Origin of the sequence: Bradyrhizobium roseum (assembly GCF_030413175.1) — a bacterium.
Lineage (GTDB): Bacteria > Pseudomonadota > Alphaproteobacteria > Rhizobiales > Xanthobacteraceae > Bradyrhizobium > Bradyrhizobium roseum.
This window is the reverse complement of the sequence record NZ_CP129212.1, coordinates 3,312,006-3,326,706: the sequence shown is the minus strand read 5'-3', so window position 1 is coordinate 3,326,706 and position 14,701 is coordinate 3,312,006. Positions and strand designations below refer to the sequence as shown.

Sequence of the window (14,701 nt, the reverse complement as noted above, 5' to 3'; positions counted from 1 at the left end):
TGACATTTCCCTGCGAAGGTCGGCCAAAGCCGCAAATTGTAAACGAATTCATATAACACGGGCTCTGCGATGACCATGGCTGCCGCGATTGAAGACCGCACGGCGGATGCAAATGCGTGGTCGAAGGCGGGCCGCATCGCCGGCATCGACATCGCTCACGATCTGAGCGCGGCGGAAAGTATCTGGCGCGGCCTCGAAGCCGCGCCAACTTCTTTCACGCCGTATCAGCGCTTCGATTTTCTCAGCGCCTGGCAGCGGCAGGTCGGCGAACGCGAAGGGTTCGCGCCGTTCATCGTGATCGCCTATGACGCCGAGCGGCGCCCGCTGCTGCTGCTCCCGCTCGCGCTCCGGCATGCCTATGGCGCGCGTTGCGCCAGCTTCATGGGCGGCAAGCATTCCACCTTCAACATGGCGCTGTTCGACCGCGATTTCGCCGCAAGCGCAACGCGGGCCGATCTCGAAGGCCTGGTGGCGGCGATCGCGCAGCGATCCGAGGCCGACGTGCTTACGCTGCATCAGCAGCCGCTGCGCTGGCGCGACCTGCCCAACCCGCTCGCCCTGCTGCCCTATCAGCCCTCCGCCAACGATTGCCCGCTACTGGTGATGGAACCCGGCGCGGCGCCCGCGGCACGCGTCAGCAACTCGTTCCGCCGCCGCCTCAAGGGCAAGGAACGCAAGCTGCAGTCCCTGACGGGATATCGCAGCTATTTGGCGTCATCGCAGGCCGATATCGTGCGGCTGCTCGACTGGTTCTTCCTGGTCAAGCCGCAGCGCATGGCCGAACAGAAATTGCCCAACGTGTTCGCCGATCCCGGCATCGAGGAATTCGTCCGCAGCGCCTGCACCGCGCCGCTCGCCGGCGGCGGCCACGCCATCGACATCCACGCGCTGGAATGCGACGAGGAGGTGATCGCAATTTTTGCGGGCGTCGCCGACGGCCACCGCTTCTCGATGATGTTCAATACCTACACGATGTCGGCGCATTCGAAATACAGCCCGGGCCTGATCCTGATGCGTGACATCATCGATCACTACGCCGCAAAAGATTATCGCGCGCTCGACCTCGGGATCGGCTCCGACGACTACAAGCGGCTGTTCTGCAAGGACGACGAGCCGATCTTCGACAGCTTCATTCCGCTCAGCCAGCGCGGCAAGCTGGCCGCCGGATTGATGTCCGGCCTCAACCGCACCAAACGGCTGGTGAAGCACAATCCGGCGCTGCTGGAAATGGCGCAAAAGCTGCGCAACGCGTTCAGCTAGGCTTGGCTTTGGACCTCATCCTGACGAGACCGCGCAGCGGTCGTCTCGAAGGATGAATGGCACGAGCGGGGCCGCATGGTTCGAGACGGCGCTCGCGCGCCTCCTCACCATGAGGGTTTGGTACGGTCACGCCGCCACGAATCGTGGGCTCAGTTCGACGGCATCCGACGCCTCGCACGGCCGGCTCAGCATCGTCACCTCGGAGAAGCCGACCGCCCTGAGCTGGTCGCACATCACGTCGCGCGCGTCCTGCGGCATCGAGGCTTCGGGAACGACCACCGCCAGCGCCTGCGACATCAGCAGTTCGGCCGGCAGGTCGGAGGCCGCGCCGGCATCCAAAAGCACATGATCATAGACCCGCTGCAGCGCGTCGATCGCGAGCGTCAATCGTGGCGACTGGAGGTGCGCGCGGTCAAAACCGGGACGTCCGGCGCTGACGAGATGAACGCGCGACCGCCGGTCCTTTGTGATGATTTGCGAAAACGACGCCTGCCCTTCCATCAGCTCGGCAAGGCCGGGCGCAACCGGATCGGACGATATCGCGGCAATCGTCGGCGACGACCCCACGAGATCGACGACCACGACTTTCGCCTGCCGCGCCATCAGCCGCGCCAGCGTCAGCACGGTCAGCGTGATGCTGTCGCCCGATGCCGTGCCCAGCACGGAAACCTTGCGTGCGCCTGCATCGCGCAACCTCTCGGCCAGTCGCTCGACTTCAATGGTTTCCAGCGCGAGATCCATCCGGGGCGCTTCTGCCGCGGGCGCGATGAGTTCCGGCTCCTCATGTTCGACCGCCAACGCGACCGGAAGCTCGGGCGCGATCGCCGGCGCCGGCACCGGTTTTACTGGTTCCTGCAGCGTGACCGGAATGGAAACCGCTGCGGCCTGAAACGCAACTTCCGGCGTAATCGCGTCGCGCACCGGTGGGGCGGTCATGCGCAACAACTCGCTGGTCGCAATCATGCCCGAGGTGAGCAGCAAGGTCGCCAGCGTCGCGATCAGCACGATCGGCAGCTTCTTCGGATAGGCCGGGGTGTTCGAAACAGTAGCGCGCGAGATGATGCGGCCGTCGGTCGGCGTCGCCTCGAGGTTTTCACGCGCGCTCGCGTCGCGATTCTTGGCAAGAAAGGACTCCAGCTGGTCACGCTTGGCCTTGGCATCGCGCTCGAGCGCGCGGAGCTGAACGTCCTGGCCATTGTTCGAGGACGCCTGTCGCTTCGACTGTTCGAGGCTTGCCACGGCACTTTCGACCCGGCCGCTGGCAAGGCGCGCCTCGTTCTCCAGCGAGCCGGACACAATGCCCGCTTCCTCGCGCAACTGCCGATCGATATCTACGAGTTGCGCCTTCAATTCCTTGATACGGGGATGGCCGCCAAGCAGTGTGGAAGATTGTTCGGCAAGCTGGCTGCGCAGCGTGGCGCGCCGCTCCGACAATCCGCGGATCCGCTCTGAATTGAGAATTTCGGAAGCTTCGATCGGCCTGCCGGTATCGAGCATCTGCTTGATCAGCCGCGCCTTGGTTTCCGCGTCCGCTTTCAGTGCGCGCGCGTTGATGAGCTGGGTGTTGAGCTCGCCCATCTGCTGGTTGGACAGCGTCGTGTTGTTGGTGCCGACGAACAGGCTCGACTTGGAACGAAACTCCTCGACACGCGATTCGGCCTCCGAAACCTCCTGGCGCAACTCGTCGATCCTGCGGGTATAAAACTTGACAGCGTCCTTTGCCTGATCCTGCCGCGCGTCCTGCTGCAGCACCAGATAACCTTCCGCAATCGAGTTGGCGACGCGGACGGCCAGATCGGGATCGCGCGACTGGAATTCGATAACGATGACGCGGGACTTGTCGACCGCATAGGCCGTGAAGCGCTCGTAATAGGCCTCCAGCACGCGCTCTTCCGGGGTGAGCGAAAACGGATCGCGCCCGATGCCGATCAAGGCCAGCAACGACTTGATCGGCGACGAACCACGCAAAACGGGGTCGAATTCCGGAAGTTCGGCGAGCCTGTTCTTCCTGATGATTTCGCGAGCGAGATCGCGCGACTGCACCAGTTGCACCTGGCTGGTGACGGCTTCGGCGTCGAGCGCACTGCGTTCCTCGCCACGTTCGCCATTGGGCCGCAGGAACACGTTCTCGCGCCCGTCGACCAGAATGCGCGCTTCGGATTTATAGCGCGGCGTGATCATGTTGACCGCGGTGAGCGATCCCACCAGGGCCAACACCGTCGGGACGATGATCCAGCCCCGCTTGCGCATCAGCGCATGGCCGAGCGCCCGCAGATCGAGATCGCCGGATAAGGCGGCAACCGAAGGGGTGGCGACGGGCTTCGAAGCCAAGGGCGCGGGCCCGACCACCGCCCGCTGCACCACCGGCTCGTCCTTGCCTGCTCGCCAGAACGCCAAACGCATCGCACACTCCCGCGGACGCCAACTGCCGGTCCACCCAAACCCGGGAGCGAGTACACTTGATTATGGTTGCCGCTGAGTTAATTCGCCCCATTTTTGCTGGCCCTGAGGACCGGCCGTTGGTGTACCGTCACTTTTTGTTAACCATCGAAGGCCTTAATCTGGCGGCAAGATTTTCGGGATTCCCGCGATGCAAGGCGCACTCTCCTCCAACTTACGTCTGGTTGCTGCGCCCTTCTCCGCCGGCCCACGCTGGTTTTGAATCATGCCTTTTGTCGACGGTCAGCCGCTTCGGATCCTGCACGCCACGCGCGCGCCTGTCGGCGGCATCTTTCGTCACATCCTCGATCTCGCCAACGGCCAGGCCGATCGCGGCCATCACGTCGGCATCATCGCCGACAGCCTCACCGGCGGCGAGCGCGCCGAGCAGGCGCTGGCGGAAATCGCCCCGCGCCTCAAGCTCGGCGTCCATCGCACGGCGATCCGTCGCGAACCGCTCCCGACCGACTTGCTGGTGTGGGCCCGCTTCCAGCGCATGATCCGCGAACTGAAGCCCGACGTGCTGCACGGCCACGGCGCCAAGGCAGGCACCTTCATGCGCTTCAGGACCGCCAGTCGCGACCGCATCCGGGTCTACACCCCGCATGGCGGATCGCTGCACTATCCGCTGTCGACAGTGAAAGGTAACATCTACGCCCGCGTCGAACGCGCACTGATGAACGATACCGACCTGTTCCTGTTCGAAAGCGCGTTTGCGCGCGATACCTATCAGCGCACCATCGGCACCCCGAAGGGCCTGGTAAAATGCGTCTTCAACGGCGTCACCGCAGCCGAATTCGATCCGGTCGTGAAGGCTGATGATGCCACCGACCTGATCTACGTCGGCGAGTTCCGCCACATCAAGGGCGCCGACCTCCTGATCGACGCAGTGGCCAAGCTGCGCGCCGCCGGACATCCGGTGACGCTGACGCTCGCCGGCGACGGCGAGGAAAGCGCAAGCCTCAAAGCCCAGGTGGAACGGCTCGGCCTCGGCGAGGCCGTGCGGTTCATCGGCCACGTCAAGGCGCGCTACGGCTTCTCCAAGGGCTCGCTGCTGGTGGTTCCTTCCCGTGGAGACTCGATGCCCTATGTCGTGATCGAGGCGGCGGCGGCCGGCATTCCCATGATCGCCGCCAAGGTCGGCGGCATCCCCGAGATTTTCGGTGAGCATGGCGACGCCCTGTTTGCGCCTGGTAACACCGCTGCAATGGCCGATGCCATCGAAGCCGCACTGAAGGATGCGGCCGCAACGCGAGAGCGCGCGAAATCGTTGCGCGAGCGAATCTTCATGCATTTCTCGCAGAAGGCGATGGTCGAAGGCGTGTTTGCCGGCTACCGCGAGGCGTTTGGAAATCGTTAACCGTACGTTACCGCCGTAACCGTTTCTTCCGATTTGTCACTTAAGCCGTGGTGTGGGGAATTCCGCACCGGCAGGCACGCTCCTCTGTGCTTGCTTCCAGAACGGACGTGGACAAGTGGAACCGATTAACGCACGCTCGATGCTCGATGCCGCGGCGACGGCCGCGATGACCGCCACCGCCGGTCACCCGCCGCTCGAACGGCGCCGCCGGCTTACGCCGGCCGCCATCGCCGTCAGCAGCCAGAAGGTCGGCCGCGCCTACTCGCCGATCGTGATCGCAGGCGTGGTCCGCGTCATCGACTTTGTTGTTCTCTCCGCGATCGGAATCGCGCTCTATTTCGGATATGTCGTCCCGATCAGCGGCTTTGCCTGGGAGTTCCTCGCAGCAATCATCGGCATGGCCGCGACAGCCGTGATCTGCTTCCAGGCCGCCGATCTCTACCAGGTGCAGTTGTTCCGCGGCCATCTGCGACAGATCACCCGGTTAATCTCGTCCTGGGCTTTGGTGTTCCTGCTGTTCATCGGCGCATCCTTCATCGCCAAGCTCGGCAGCGAAATCTCGCGGCTCTGGCTCACGGCGTTTTTCTTCTCGGGCCTTGCCGCGCTGGTGACCGGGCGGCTGTTTTTGCGCTCGCTGGTGCGCGGCTGGGCCCGTCAGGGCAAGCTCGATCGCCGCACCATCATCGTGGGCGCTGACGAGAACGGCGAAGATCTGGTCCGGGCGCTCCAGATCCAGGATGATTCCGATATCAAGGTGCTCGGGGTGTTCGACGACCGCAACGACGACCGCGCCATGGATACCTGCGCCGGCAGCCCCAAGCTCGGCAAGGTCGACGACATCGTCGAACTGGCGCGCCGCACCCGTATCGACCTCGTGCTGTTTGCGCTGCCGATCTCGGCCGAGACCCGCATCCTCGAAATGCTCAAAAAGCTGTGGGTGCTGCCGGTCGACATCCGGCTTTCGGCCCATACCAACAAGTTGCGTTTCCGTCCCCGCTCCTATTCCTATCTCGGCCAGGTGCCGACACTCGACGTATTCGAGGCGCCGATCACCGACTGGGACCTGGTGATGAAGTGGCTGTTCGACCACGTCGTCGGCTTCGCGATCCTGGTGCTGGCATTGCCGGTGATGGGGCTGGTCGCGCTCGCGGTCAAGCTCGACAGTCCGGGGCCGGTGCTGTTCCGCCAGAAGCGGTTCGGCTTCAACAACGAGCGCATCGACGTCCTCAAATTCCGCTCCATGTATCACCATCTGGCCGATCCGGCCGCCGCCAAGATGGTGACGAAGAACGACGCGCGCGTCACCCGCGTCGGGCGCTTCATCCGCAAGACCAGCCTCGACGAATTGCCGCAGCTGTTCAACGTCGTGTTCAAGAGCAACCTCTCGCTGGTCGGCCCGCGCCCGCATGCCGTGCAGAGCAAGCTGCAGAGCCGGCTGTACGACGAGGCCGTCGACGGCTACTTCGCGCGTCACCGCGTCAAGCCGGGCATCACCGGCTGGGCGCAGATCAACGGCTGGCGCGGCGAAGTCGACACCGACGAGAAGATCCAGAAGCGCGTCGAGTTCGATCTCTATTACATCGAGAACTGGTCGGTGTTGTTCGACCTTTACATCCTGCTCAAGACGCCGGTGGCGCTGATCACCAAGAGCGAGAACGCGTATTGAGACCTCGCCGTCATTCTGCGTCTTAGTTAGTTGAGTTGCGTGAGTATGTAATGGCGTATGCGGCAACAGCCGGGAATTTCCACGCGCCTGCGACGGCGGCCCCCGGCGTGCTGGCCTTGCAGCGCGCGCTGGTGTGGCTCGCCGGCGCATCGATCGCCATCGTCTTCATCGAACCATCGCCCTACGAGATCGTCACGCTGCTGGCCACCGTGATCTTTTTCGCGACGGGCCTGCGGATGCGGCTGGTATTCGTTCCGCTGCTTCTGCTGCTGTTCCTGATCAATATCGGCTACACCATCAGCTCAGTCGCCGTGTTCGACCGACCCAGCGTGCCGAACTGGATCATGACGTCCTGGTACATGGCGATATCAGTCGTGTTGTTCGCCATGGTGATCTCGGAGGATACCGCCGCCCGGCTCGACATGCTCCGGCGCGGTCTCGTCGTCGGCGGGGTGATTGCCTCGCTCGCGGGCATTGCCGGCTATTTCAACCTCGTTCCGGGCGGGCGCGATCTGCTGACGCTGTATGACCGCGCCCGCGGCACGTTCAAGGACCCGAACGTGCTCGGCGCGTTCCTGATTCTGCCGGCGGTGCTCGCGCTGCAAAGCGTCGTCACCGACCGGTTCGGCAGGTCGCTCCGCAGCGCGATCGCCTTCGGCATCATCTCGCTGGCCATCCTGCTGTCGTTCTCGCGCGCGGCGTGGGGCCAATTGATCGTCGTTTCCGGCTTCATGCTCGTGTTGATGGTGTTGACCGGTCGCTCACAGGCGCAGCGCTCACGCATCATCATCACCGCGATCGTTGCCGTCGTTCTGGCGGCCGCGCTCGTCGCGGTACTATTGTCGCTGAGCTCGGTGGCGGACCTGTTCAAGCAGCGCGCCAGCTTCGACCAGAGTTACGACACCGGCCGCTTCGGCCGGTTCGGCCGACATGTTCTCGGCGCGGAGATGGCGCTCGGACTGCCGCTCGGCATCGGACCGCTGCAGTTCAACCGCTTCTTCCCGGAAGATACCCACAATTCCTATTTGAACGCATTCATGTCGGGCGGCTGGCTCGCCGGCGTCTGCTACCCGGCGCTCGTCTTCGTCACCGTGCTGACCGGGTTCCGCTATATCTTTGTCCGCGTACCGTGGCAGCCGGCCTATATCGCGATCTTCACCGCTTTCGTCGGCACCGTCGGCGAGAGCTTTATCATCGACACCGACCATTGGCGCCACTTCTGGATGATGCTCGGCACCATGTGGGGCATGTTCGTTGCCGCTGAACGGTGGAAGGCGGGCGCCGCGCCCGCGCCCACGGCGCCTGCGAAAGCCACCTGGGGAGCTACTTCTCCACCGTGAACGTCAATCCCGCGTGATCGACGAGGCGCTTGATCAGTCTGTCCTGCATCGCGGCCCCCGGCGTCCAGATTCCCGCCGGCACGTCGGGCGTATCGCGCAGCAGGCAGATGGCACACTCTGATATCATCTTCGAGGTCGAGCCATAGCCGGGATCGCGGTCGCCCTTCACCGCGGCGCGGACCTGCCGGCCGTCGGGCGCAATCGCGACATAGAGCAGATCGTAGCGCCCGTTCTCGCGCTCCTCCTTTGACGGTCCTTCGCCCGGCTTCGGCGCATCGGGTCCGGTCTTTTCGGTGTTGGCGGCCATCACGAGTTTGGTGTTGGCCTCGCCCCTTTCGCCGTCGCCTGTCAGCACCATCTCGTCGTAGACGAACTCTTTTCCATAGGGAAATCCCATCAGCATGTTCGAGCGATGCACGTTACGGGTGTTGATGAGCGCCATCATGAAGGGGGCTGCCCAGGACTTCAGGTCTTGCTCGTAGAGCGGCTTGCTGCCCGGCGGCTGCTTCGGCCCCTTGAAGCCGGGCGTCAGCGCGAACGCATCCTTGAGGATCGCCACGAGGCTGAGATCCTTGGCGACTGCCTCGAACGTCGCCTTGGCGCTCGCCGCGGTGCCGCCGGACAGCGTGCCGCGCATGTCGCGCACACGGCCCTTGACGCGGGACGCCGGCGCACCGAACACCCGTTTCGCTTCCTCCTGCACGAAAAAAGCGCCGAGTTCGAACGGCACCGAATCGAACCCGCACGAGAAAATGATGCGGGCGCCGCTCGCCTTCGCTGCCGCCTCATGCTTGTCGATCATCTGCCGCATCCACAGCGGCTCGCCGCAGAGATCGAAATAGTCGGTGCCGGAGGCCACGCAAGCCGCCAGCAGTTCGTTACCGTAGAACTGATAGGGGCCGACCGTCGAGATCACCGACTTCGTCTGATCGACCATCGCCTTCAACGATGCCGGATCGGCCGCATCGGCCACGATCAGCGGCGTGTCCGCCGGCGCGCCGATCGCGTCACGAACGGCGGCGAGCTTGTCCTTGCTGCGCCCGGCCATGGCCCATTTCAGGCTCGTGTCGCCCTTGTAATGCGCGGCGAGATATTCGGCGACGAGCTGCCCGGTGAAACCGGTGGCGCCGTAGACGACGATGTCGAATTTCGACGAAGACATAGACTGGTTTCCTTCAGGTGATCACTTATTCTTCCATCATTGCGAGCCACCCGGTCGGCGCGAAGTGCCGCCGGGTGACAGGCTCCGCAAAGCAATCCATCTCGCCGCGGAAAAGAAGGAAGAATGGATTGCTTCGTCGCTACGCTCCTCGCAATGACGACGCAATCCGTTTTGAACTTATTTCTTGGCGTACGAAACACCCATGCCGGCGCGCACGTCGGCCTGGATGCCATAGGGCGCGATCGGATAGCGCAAACCGTTCTTGGCAAGCTGCTTCATGCCGACGATCGCCTTGGCGAGATGCTCCGGCTTGAGCGCCATCAGCATCTCCTCGTCAGGCACGCCGCCATAGCGCCGCTCGGCAAAGCACGGCAGCGAGAGCGACGGCTCGCCGGTCTTGAGCGCCCTTCCCCAGGAATCCGCGCAGGCGGTTTCGCCAACGACACCCCATTCGAACTTCTTGTAGCCGGTATATTGCAGGCCGTTGATCAGGATGATCATCTGGCCGGGCGTGGCGTAGACGAGGCAGATGTCCGGCGGGTCGAGCCGGCCGCTGGTGAGCGGGCTCACCGCCATCGCCTGATAGCGGCCGAACGGCACGACATCCAGCGCCTCCTGGCGCTTGCGGGCATCTTCCGCGGTGCCGTGCCAGACCCCGACATAGTTTTCGCCGGCGAGAAACTTTTCATCCTGCGGCGCCAGCCCGATCACGGCGCGGCATTGCGCGCCCACCAAATCGTCACCCGTGATGCCGACGGTCCAGCCGAGCCGCGAGGCCATGCTGACGATCTGGTCGGTGGTATGCACCGCCGAGGGCCGCCGGATTTTCGGGATCGCCGTCATCTCCTCGACGCGGGCGAACATCTTGATGCCGATCACCGTCGTTTTCAGGCGAAGCAGGCTGTTGAGGTCGGCCACCATGCCGGCCAGATCGAACGTTTCCGACGGTGTCTGTTGTTGCATGTCGTCAACTCCCAAAACAGCGCATTGGACAAGCGCCTTAGCCAATTGTAACCCGGCCCGATGGGCGTTGCGACCTCTTACTTCGCCGCCGGCCCCGGCAGCAATTCATCGATCTTTCCGGTCAGGCGGTAGGCGATGAGGCCCATCCATTCGCGGATCGCAAGGTCGGTCCGCGCCAGTCCCTCGACGGTGACATGCGAGAGCGTCATCATATCGTCGCGTCCGCCGACGCGCCAATCGACGGGATAGGGCTCGACCGCAAATCCCGCCTTTCGAAACAGGCCGACCGAGCGCGGCATATGAAAGGCCGAGGTGACCAGAACCCAGCGCTCGCCTGCCTTCGGCGCAACCAGCGCCTTGGAAAATTCGGCGTTCTCCTGCGTGTTGCGCGATTGCCGTTCCATGATCAGCCGCGATTTGTCGACACCGAGGCTTTCGAAGATGGCGCCGGCGAAATCGGCTTCCTTTGCATCGTTCGAAATCAGATTGGCGCTGCCGCCGGAAAAGACCACGCGCGCGTTCGGGTAGCGCCTGGCCAGCGCTGCGGCGGCAATGATGCGATCGGGCGCACCCCGCACCACCGGCGTGCCATGCGCCACGGAGAGATCGGGTTCGATCGATGCCCCGAGAATGATAATACCGTCAGGCGCGCCGCGGCTCACGTCCCATTGCGGAAAACGCTGTTCCAGCGGGTAGAGCAACGCCTTTCCGAGCGGCGACAGCCCGCAGATCACCAAAAGCAGCACGGACGCAATCACCAGCTTGCGACCGAGCGACGCAAAGCGCGTCGCCATCAGAACGGCGCCGACGACCCCGATCGCGATCAGGAAATTCGTCGGCAACAGCAAATAGCCGAGCGTCTTGGACAGAACAAAAAACAAAGCAGGCCTCGCGAATTGGTAAAGCCGTCTTACGCGGGCTTGCCCCGCGTATCCATCCTCTTCGCAAAGGCCCCTTCGGAAAAGATGGATTGCTGGACCGAGTCTTGCAGTGACAGACTGAGCAGTACCTTCTCCGGCAAGAAAGCCCCCCGCATGTCCGCTCATCACCTGCATTCCAGCCCCGAAACCTGCCACTGGGGCTATTTCGACGCGCAATTGAAGCCCGTGCTGACCATCGCCAGCGGCGACGAGGTCACCATCGACACCGTCAGCGGCGGGCCCGAGGTCGTACCCGACCAATCCAGCTTTCACGTCCCGCCCGAACTCCTGGACATTCATGCGAAATGCGAGCGGAAACTGCAGGGGCATATTCTCACCGGCCCGGTTGCGGTCGCCGGCGCCGAGCCGGGCGACGTGCTGGAAGTCGACATCCTCGATGTCCAGCTCCGGCAGGATTGGGGCTGGAATCTGATCCGCCCGCTGGCGGGCACCCTGCCCGACGACTTTCACGAAACACGGATCCTGAACATTCCGCTCGACCGCGAGCGGATGGTGGGCCGGTTGCCCTGGGGCCTCGACCTGCCGCTCAAGCCGTTCTTCGGCGTGATGGGCGTGGCGCCGCCGCCCGGCTGGGGCCCCATCACGTCGCTGATCCCGCGCGCCATGGGCGGCAATCTCGACAACAAGGAACTCGGCGCCGGCGCCAAACTGTATCTGCCGGTGTTCACGGCCGGCGCGCTGTTCTCCTGTGGCGACGGCCACGGCGTGCAGGGCGACGGCGAAGTCTGCGTCACCGCGATCGAAACCGCCCTCCAAGGCCGCTTCCGCCTGACGCTCCGCAAGGATCTGCGGCTCGATTATCCCCGCGCGGAAACCGTCGATCACTACATGACGATGGCGATGGATCCCGATCTCGATCAATGCGCGGTGCGCGCGCTGCGCGACATGATCGTGCTGCTCGGCGAAAAGCGCAATTTATCGCGTGAGGATGCCTACACGCTATGCAGCCTTGCCGCCGATCTGCGCGTGACGCAGACCGTCAACGGCAGCAAGGGCATTCACTGCATGATCGCGAAGTCGGTGGTGCACGGCTAAAGTCGTTGGGTCAAAACTCCGAGCGCAGTTGCAGCCTTGCATGAAACGTCACGCTGGTCTTCCCGACCAGCGCCGTGCCGTTCACATCAGCCGTGTCGGCCGAATAGACGCCGGTGAAGCCACAGGTCACTTCACGCCCGCCGAACAACGGCAGTACGCCTGCGGATTTCGTATGCTCGGTGGTGATCAATTCGCCGCGCCATTTGCCGTGATCGCCGCGATACGAGCCCGTGTAAAAGAAATATGAATCGCCGCCGGCGATCTTGCCGTCGTGCAGGACGATCACGCCACTGGCCCGGCCATGCCCGCCGTCTGTCATCTCGATCTGGATGGTGTAGAGCCCGTTCTTGACCGTCATTACGCCCTGCCATCGTCCCCGGACATCATCGGCATTTGCGGTCGTATCAGGCAATCAAGAAATGGGTGTGCGGCTGAATCGTTTCGCCGCTGACGCGAACCGGGCCCGGGACCTCCGGCGCGCCGCGGACAACGGCCGCCAAATTGATCCACAGACCCTTGACGGCATTTTTAACCGCGATTCCAATTGGATAGAAAGCTATCCACAAGCCGTTTGACTCATGTGTGCAAAACTAAATAGAGTCTAAATAGTAACTTTTCAGTACACCGTTTAAAAGTTAGCGTTCCCCATGGCTACAGAAAAAGCCGAAACCGACCGCATTCCCGTTACGTTGGCGCTCTCGACCATCAACTATCTCGAAAGACTGGTGAGACAGGGCACCCACGGCACCAGCGTTCCCGGCGTCGCTAGAACATTGATCGAGGAAGGCATTCGGCTCGCCATCAAGGACGGGTTGCTTGCGATCCGCGACAATGGAAAGGCGTCCTGACGGCAAACGGGGATGCGGCGGTTCACACAGAATGTGGAACCGAAAACATGCTTACGAACGTACCGACCTGGACCACCGATCGCGTCGAATTGCTGAAGAGTCATTTTGAAGCCGGCCTCACCTGCCGCGAGATCGCAGCCAGCATTGGCGTCAGCCGCAACGCCGTGATCGGCAAGCTCGCCCGGCTCCATTTGACCCGCGGGCCGGCGCGCGCGGAACCCCGCCCCACCAAGGCGGCGCGGGACCGCTCCCGAAAATCCATTCCGCGCCTGCAGTACCAGATCCTGCAGGCCGTCTACGAAGACCCGCAGCCGCCGACCCAGGAAGATCCCATCGCCAGCGAGTTCCGCTGCTCGCTGCTCGAACTCAGCAACGAGCGATGCCGCTGGCCGATCAGCACGCCCGGTGCCGAGGATTTCTGCTTCTGCGGCAATCCGCCGGTGGAGGGCATGCCCTATTGCTCGGGCCACCACCGCCTCGCTTACCGTCCCGGCTCGCGCCAGCGCGTCGTGAGAGAATCGGGCAACCGGTTCGCATAACGCGATTGCACAGCAGAGAGAAGCGCATCGGTTCTGAATCGATCAGAACCGATCGCCTGCTATCCCAACCGCCAGCCGACCTCTTCCGAAAAGCTGTGGTAGAATTCCGGCGTGTAGGCCTTTTCCGGGGCCTGCCGCACCCTCTCATCGAGCTTGTGGGCATCATCGCCGACCAGAATGCGCCAGCGCTCGGCCTTGACGCCGTCAAGGATGATTTTGGCCGCGGCCGCCGCCGTGGTCGGCGCCTCGTCACGAAACTTGCGCGCGCGGTCGAGCGCGATGTTCTGGATATCGCCATCCGACATCGGCGCGGTGTCGATTCCCATGCCTTGCAGGCGCTGCCGCGTCGCCAGGATTTCGTTCGGAGTCAACGCGTCGGATTCCGATCCGCTCTGGATCTTGCGCGAATTCGAAACAATCGAGGTGCCGATATGGCCGGGCATCACAACCGAACACTTGATGTGCGGGGCGTTGAGCCGCAGGTCCGTCATCAGCGCTTCGCTAAACCCTTTCACCGCGAACTTGGCGGCGCTGTAGGCGGTGTGCGGAACGCCGAGACCGACGGAGGCCCAAAACCCGTTGACGCTCGATGTGTTGACGATATGCGCCTCGTCGGCCTTCATCATCAGCGGCAGGAAGGTGCGGACGCCGAGATAGACACCGCCCCAGCAGATGTTGAAGGTACGTTCCCACTGCTCGCGCGTGTTGGTGAACAGGCTGCCGCCGCCGCCGATGCCGGCGTTGTTGAACAGCAGATGGATCTTGTCGGTCGCCTGCTGCTCGATCAGCTCGTCGCGAAAACGCTGCAGATGGGCCTCGATCGAGACGTCGGCGACATGGGTCGTCACGCGCAGGCCCTGCGGCAGCTTTTCCGCCTCGCACAGCCGCCTGGTTTCGGCCATCGCCTCCACCGACACGTCGCACATCGCGACGTTGCAGCCCTCGGCCACGAGCTGGCGCGCGAGCTCGCGGCCCATGCCCGTGCCGCCCCCGGTGATCACGGCGAATTTTCCGGCAAAATCCTTCATGGAGATCGTTACCTCGGTTTTGTTTTTCTGAGTTGGAGCTCATGCCAATGGAGCCCGTACGTGAGGACAGTAGCAGGTGGAAACCGCCGGTAAAGCGCGGGCAGGTTTCGTAGCGCGGAA

At 63.3% G+C, this 14,701-nt stretch carries 13 protein-coding genes; 7 read left to right on the top strand and 6 right to left on the bottom strand.

Going from position 1 to position 14,701, the window contains the following annotated elements:
- The first annotated feature begins 69 nt into the window (after window positions 1–69).
- Window positions 70–1,260, top strand: coding sequence for a GNAT family N-acetyltransferase (locus QUH67_RS15800; protein ID WP_300947589.1), 1,191 nt, complete (start codon window positions 70–72; stop codon window positions 1,258–1,260).
- A 126-nt stretch (window positions 1,261–1,386) separates the two neighbouring features.
- Here QUH67_RS15800 and QUH67_RS15795 read toward each other — a convergent pair whose 3' ends face one another.
- The gene (locus QUH67_RS15795; RefSeq protein WP_300947588.1) at window positions 1,387–3,663 is read right to left on the bottom strand and encodes a GumC family protein; all 2,277 of its coding nucleotides are present in this window, start codon (window positions 3,661–3,663) and stop codon (window positions 1,387–1,389) included.
- Window positions 3,664–3,925: 262 nt separating this feature from the next.
- Here QUH67_RS15795 and QUH67_RS15790 point away from each other — a divergent pair, with 262 nt between their 5' ends.
- The 3 genes from QUH67_RS15790 to QUH67_RS15780 all read left to right on the top strand — a co-directional run bounded on the left by QUH67_RS15790 (window position 3,926) and on the right by QUH67_RS15780 (window position 8,065).
- Window positions 3,926–5,059 (top strand): glycosyltransferase family 4 protein, encoded by a 1,134-nt coding sequence (locus tag QUH67_RS15790; RefSeq protein WP_300947587.1) that lies wholly within the window; start codon window positions 3,926–3,928, stop codon window positions 5,057–5,059.
- Between the two features lie 139 nt (window positions 5,060–5,198).
- Window positions 5,199–6,725, top strand: coding sequence for an undecaprenyl-phosphate glucose phosphotransferase (locus QUH67_RS15785; RefSeq protein WP_300948061.1), 1,527 nt, complete (start codon window positions 5,199–5,201; stop codon window positions 6,723–6,725).
- A 50-nt stretch (window positions 6,726–6,775) separates the two neighbouring features.
- Window positions 6,776–8,065 carry an O-antigen ligase family protein gene (locus tag QUH67_RS15780; RefSeq protein ID WP_300947586.1) on the top strand — a complete coding sequence of 430 codons (1,290 nt, stop codon included), beginning with the start codon at window positions 6,776–6,778 and terminating at the stop codon, window positions 8,063–8,065.
- Here QUH67_RS15780 and QUH67_RS15775 read toward each other — a convergent pair.
- From QUH67_RS15775 to QUH67_RS15765, 3 genes are all read right to left on the bottom strand, one after another.
- The gene (locus tag QUH67_RS15775) at window positions 8,049–9,227 is read right to left on the bottom strand and encodes a saccharopine dehydrogenase family protein (RefSeq protein ID WP_300947585.1); all 1,179 of its coding nucleotides are present in this window, start codon (window positions 9,225–9,227) and stop codon (window positions 8,049–8,051) included. The two genes, QUH67_RS15780 and QUH67_RS15775, sit on opposite strands and share 17 nt — an antisense overlap.
- 177 nt (window positions 9,228–9,404) lie before the next feature.
- A complete protein-coding gene (locus QUH67_RS15770; protein WP_300947584.1) occupies window positions 9,405–10,190 on the bottom strand; it encodes a DUF169 domain-containing protein in 786 nt (261 codons plus the stop codon).
- A 77-nt stretch (window positions 10,191–10,267) separates the two neighbouring features.
- A complete protein-coding gene (locus QUH67_RS15765) occupies window positions 10,268–11,071 on the bottom strand; it encodes a YdcF family protein (protein WP_300947583.1) in 804 nt (267 codons plus the stop codon).
- 153 nt (window positions 11,072–11,224) lie between these two features.
- On the opposite strand from QUH67_RS15765, the gene QUH67_RS15760 reads away from it, so the two are divergent.
- Window positions 11,225–12,166, top strand: coding sequence for an acetamidase/formamidase family protein (locus QUH67_RS15760; RefSeq protein ID WP_300947582.1), 942 nt, complete (start codon window positions 11,225–11,227; stop codon window positions 12,164–12,166).
- A gap of 10 nt (window positions 12,167–12,176) precedes the next feature.
- On the opposite strand, the gene QUH67_RS15755 is transcribed toward QUH67_RS15760, so the two are convergent.
- Entirely contained in the window at window positions 12,177–12,524 is a 348-nt protein-coding gene (locus QUH67_RS15755) for a GrlR family regulatory protein (protein WP_300947581.1), read from the bottom strand.
- A 289-nt stretch (window positions 12,525–12,813) separates the two neighbouring features.
- Here QUH67_RS15755 and QUH67_RS15750 point away from each other — a divergent pair, with 289 nt between their 5' ends.
- Both QUH67_RS15750 and QUH67_RS15745 read left to right on the top strand, forming a co-directional pair.
- Entirely contained in the window at window positions 12,814–13,014 is a 201-nt protein-coding gene (locus QUH67_RS15750; protein ID WP_300947580.1) for a hypothetical protein, read from the top strand.
- Between the two features lie 47 nt (window positions 13,015–13,061).
- Entirely contained in the window at window positions 13,062–13,553 is a 492-nt protein-coding gene (locus QUH67_RS15745; RefSeq protein WP_300947579.1) for a GcrA family cell cycle regulator, read from the top strand.
- Between the two features lie 59 nt (window positions 13,554–13,612).
- Here QUH67_RS15745 and QUH67_RS15740 read toward each other — a convergent pair whose 3' ends face one another.
- Window positions 13,613–14,581, bottom strand: coding sequence for an SDR family oxidoreductase (locus tag QUH67_RS15740; protein WP_300947578.1), 969 nt, complete (start codon window positions 14,579–14,581; stop codon window positions 13,613–13,615).
- Window positions 14,582–14,701 lie beyond the last annotated feature (120 nt).

Coding starts and splice junctions, on each gene's coding strand:
- QUH67_RS15800 (WP_300947589.1), top strand. CDS start 70: ATGACCATGGCTGCCGCGATTGAAGACCGCACGGCGGATGCAAATGCG.
- QUH67_RS15795 (WP_300947588.1), bottom strand. CDS start 3,663: ATGCGTTTGGCGTTCTGGCGAGCAGGCAAGGACGAGCCGGTGGTGCAG.
- QUH67_RS15790 (WP_300947587.1), top strand. CDS start 3,926: ATGCCTTTTGTCGACGGTCAGCCGCTTCGGATCCTGCACGCCACGCGC.
- QUH67_RS15785 (WP_300948061.1), top strand. CDS start 5,199: ATGCTCGATGCCGCGGCGACGGCCGCGATGACCGCCACCGCCGGTCAC.
- QUH67_RS15780 (WP_300947586.1), top strand. CDS start 6,776: ATGGCGTATGCGGCAACAGCCGGGAATTTCCACGCGCCTGCGACGGCG.
- QUH67_RS15775 (WP_300947585.1), bottom strand. CDS start 9,227: ATGTCTTCGTCGAAATTCGACATCGTCGTCTACGGCGCCACCGGTTTC.
- QUH67_RS15770 (WP_300947584.1), bottom strand. CDS start 10,190: ATGCAACAACAGACACCGTCGGAAACGTTCGATCTGGCCGGCATGGTG.
- QUH67_RS15760 (WP_300947582.1), top strand. CDS start 11,225: ATGTCCGCTCATCACCTGCATTCCAGCCCCGAAACCTGCCACTGGGGC.
- QUH67_RS15755 (WP_300947581.1), bottom strand. CDS start 12,524: ATGACGGTCAAGAACGGGCTCTACACCATCCAGATCGAGATGACAGAC.
- QUH67_RS15750 (WP_300947580.1), top strand. CDS start 12,814: ATGGCTACAGAAAAAGCCGAAACCGACCGCATTCCCGTTACGTTGGCG.
- QUH67_RS15745 (WP_300947579.1), top strand. CDS start 13,062: ATGCTTACGAACGTACCGACCTGGACCACCGATCGCGTCGAATTGCTG.
- QUH67_RS15740 (WP_300947578.1), bottom strand. CDS start 14,581: ATGAAGGATTTTGCCGGAAAATTCGCCGTGATCACCGGGGGCGGCACG.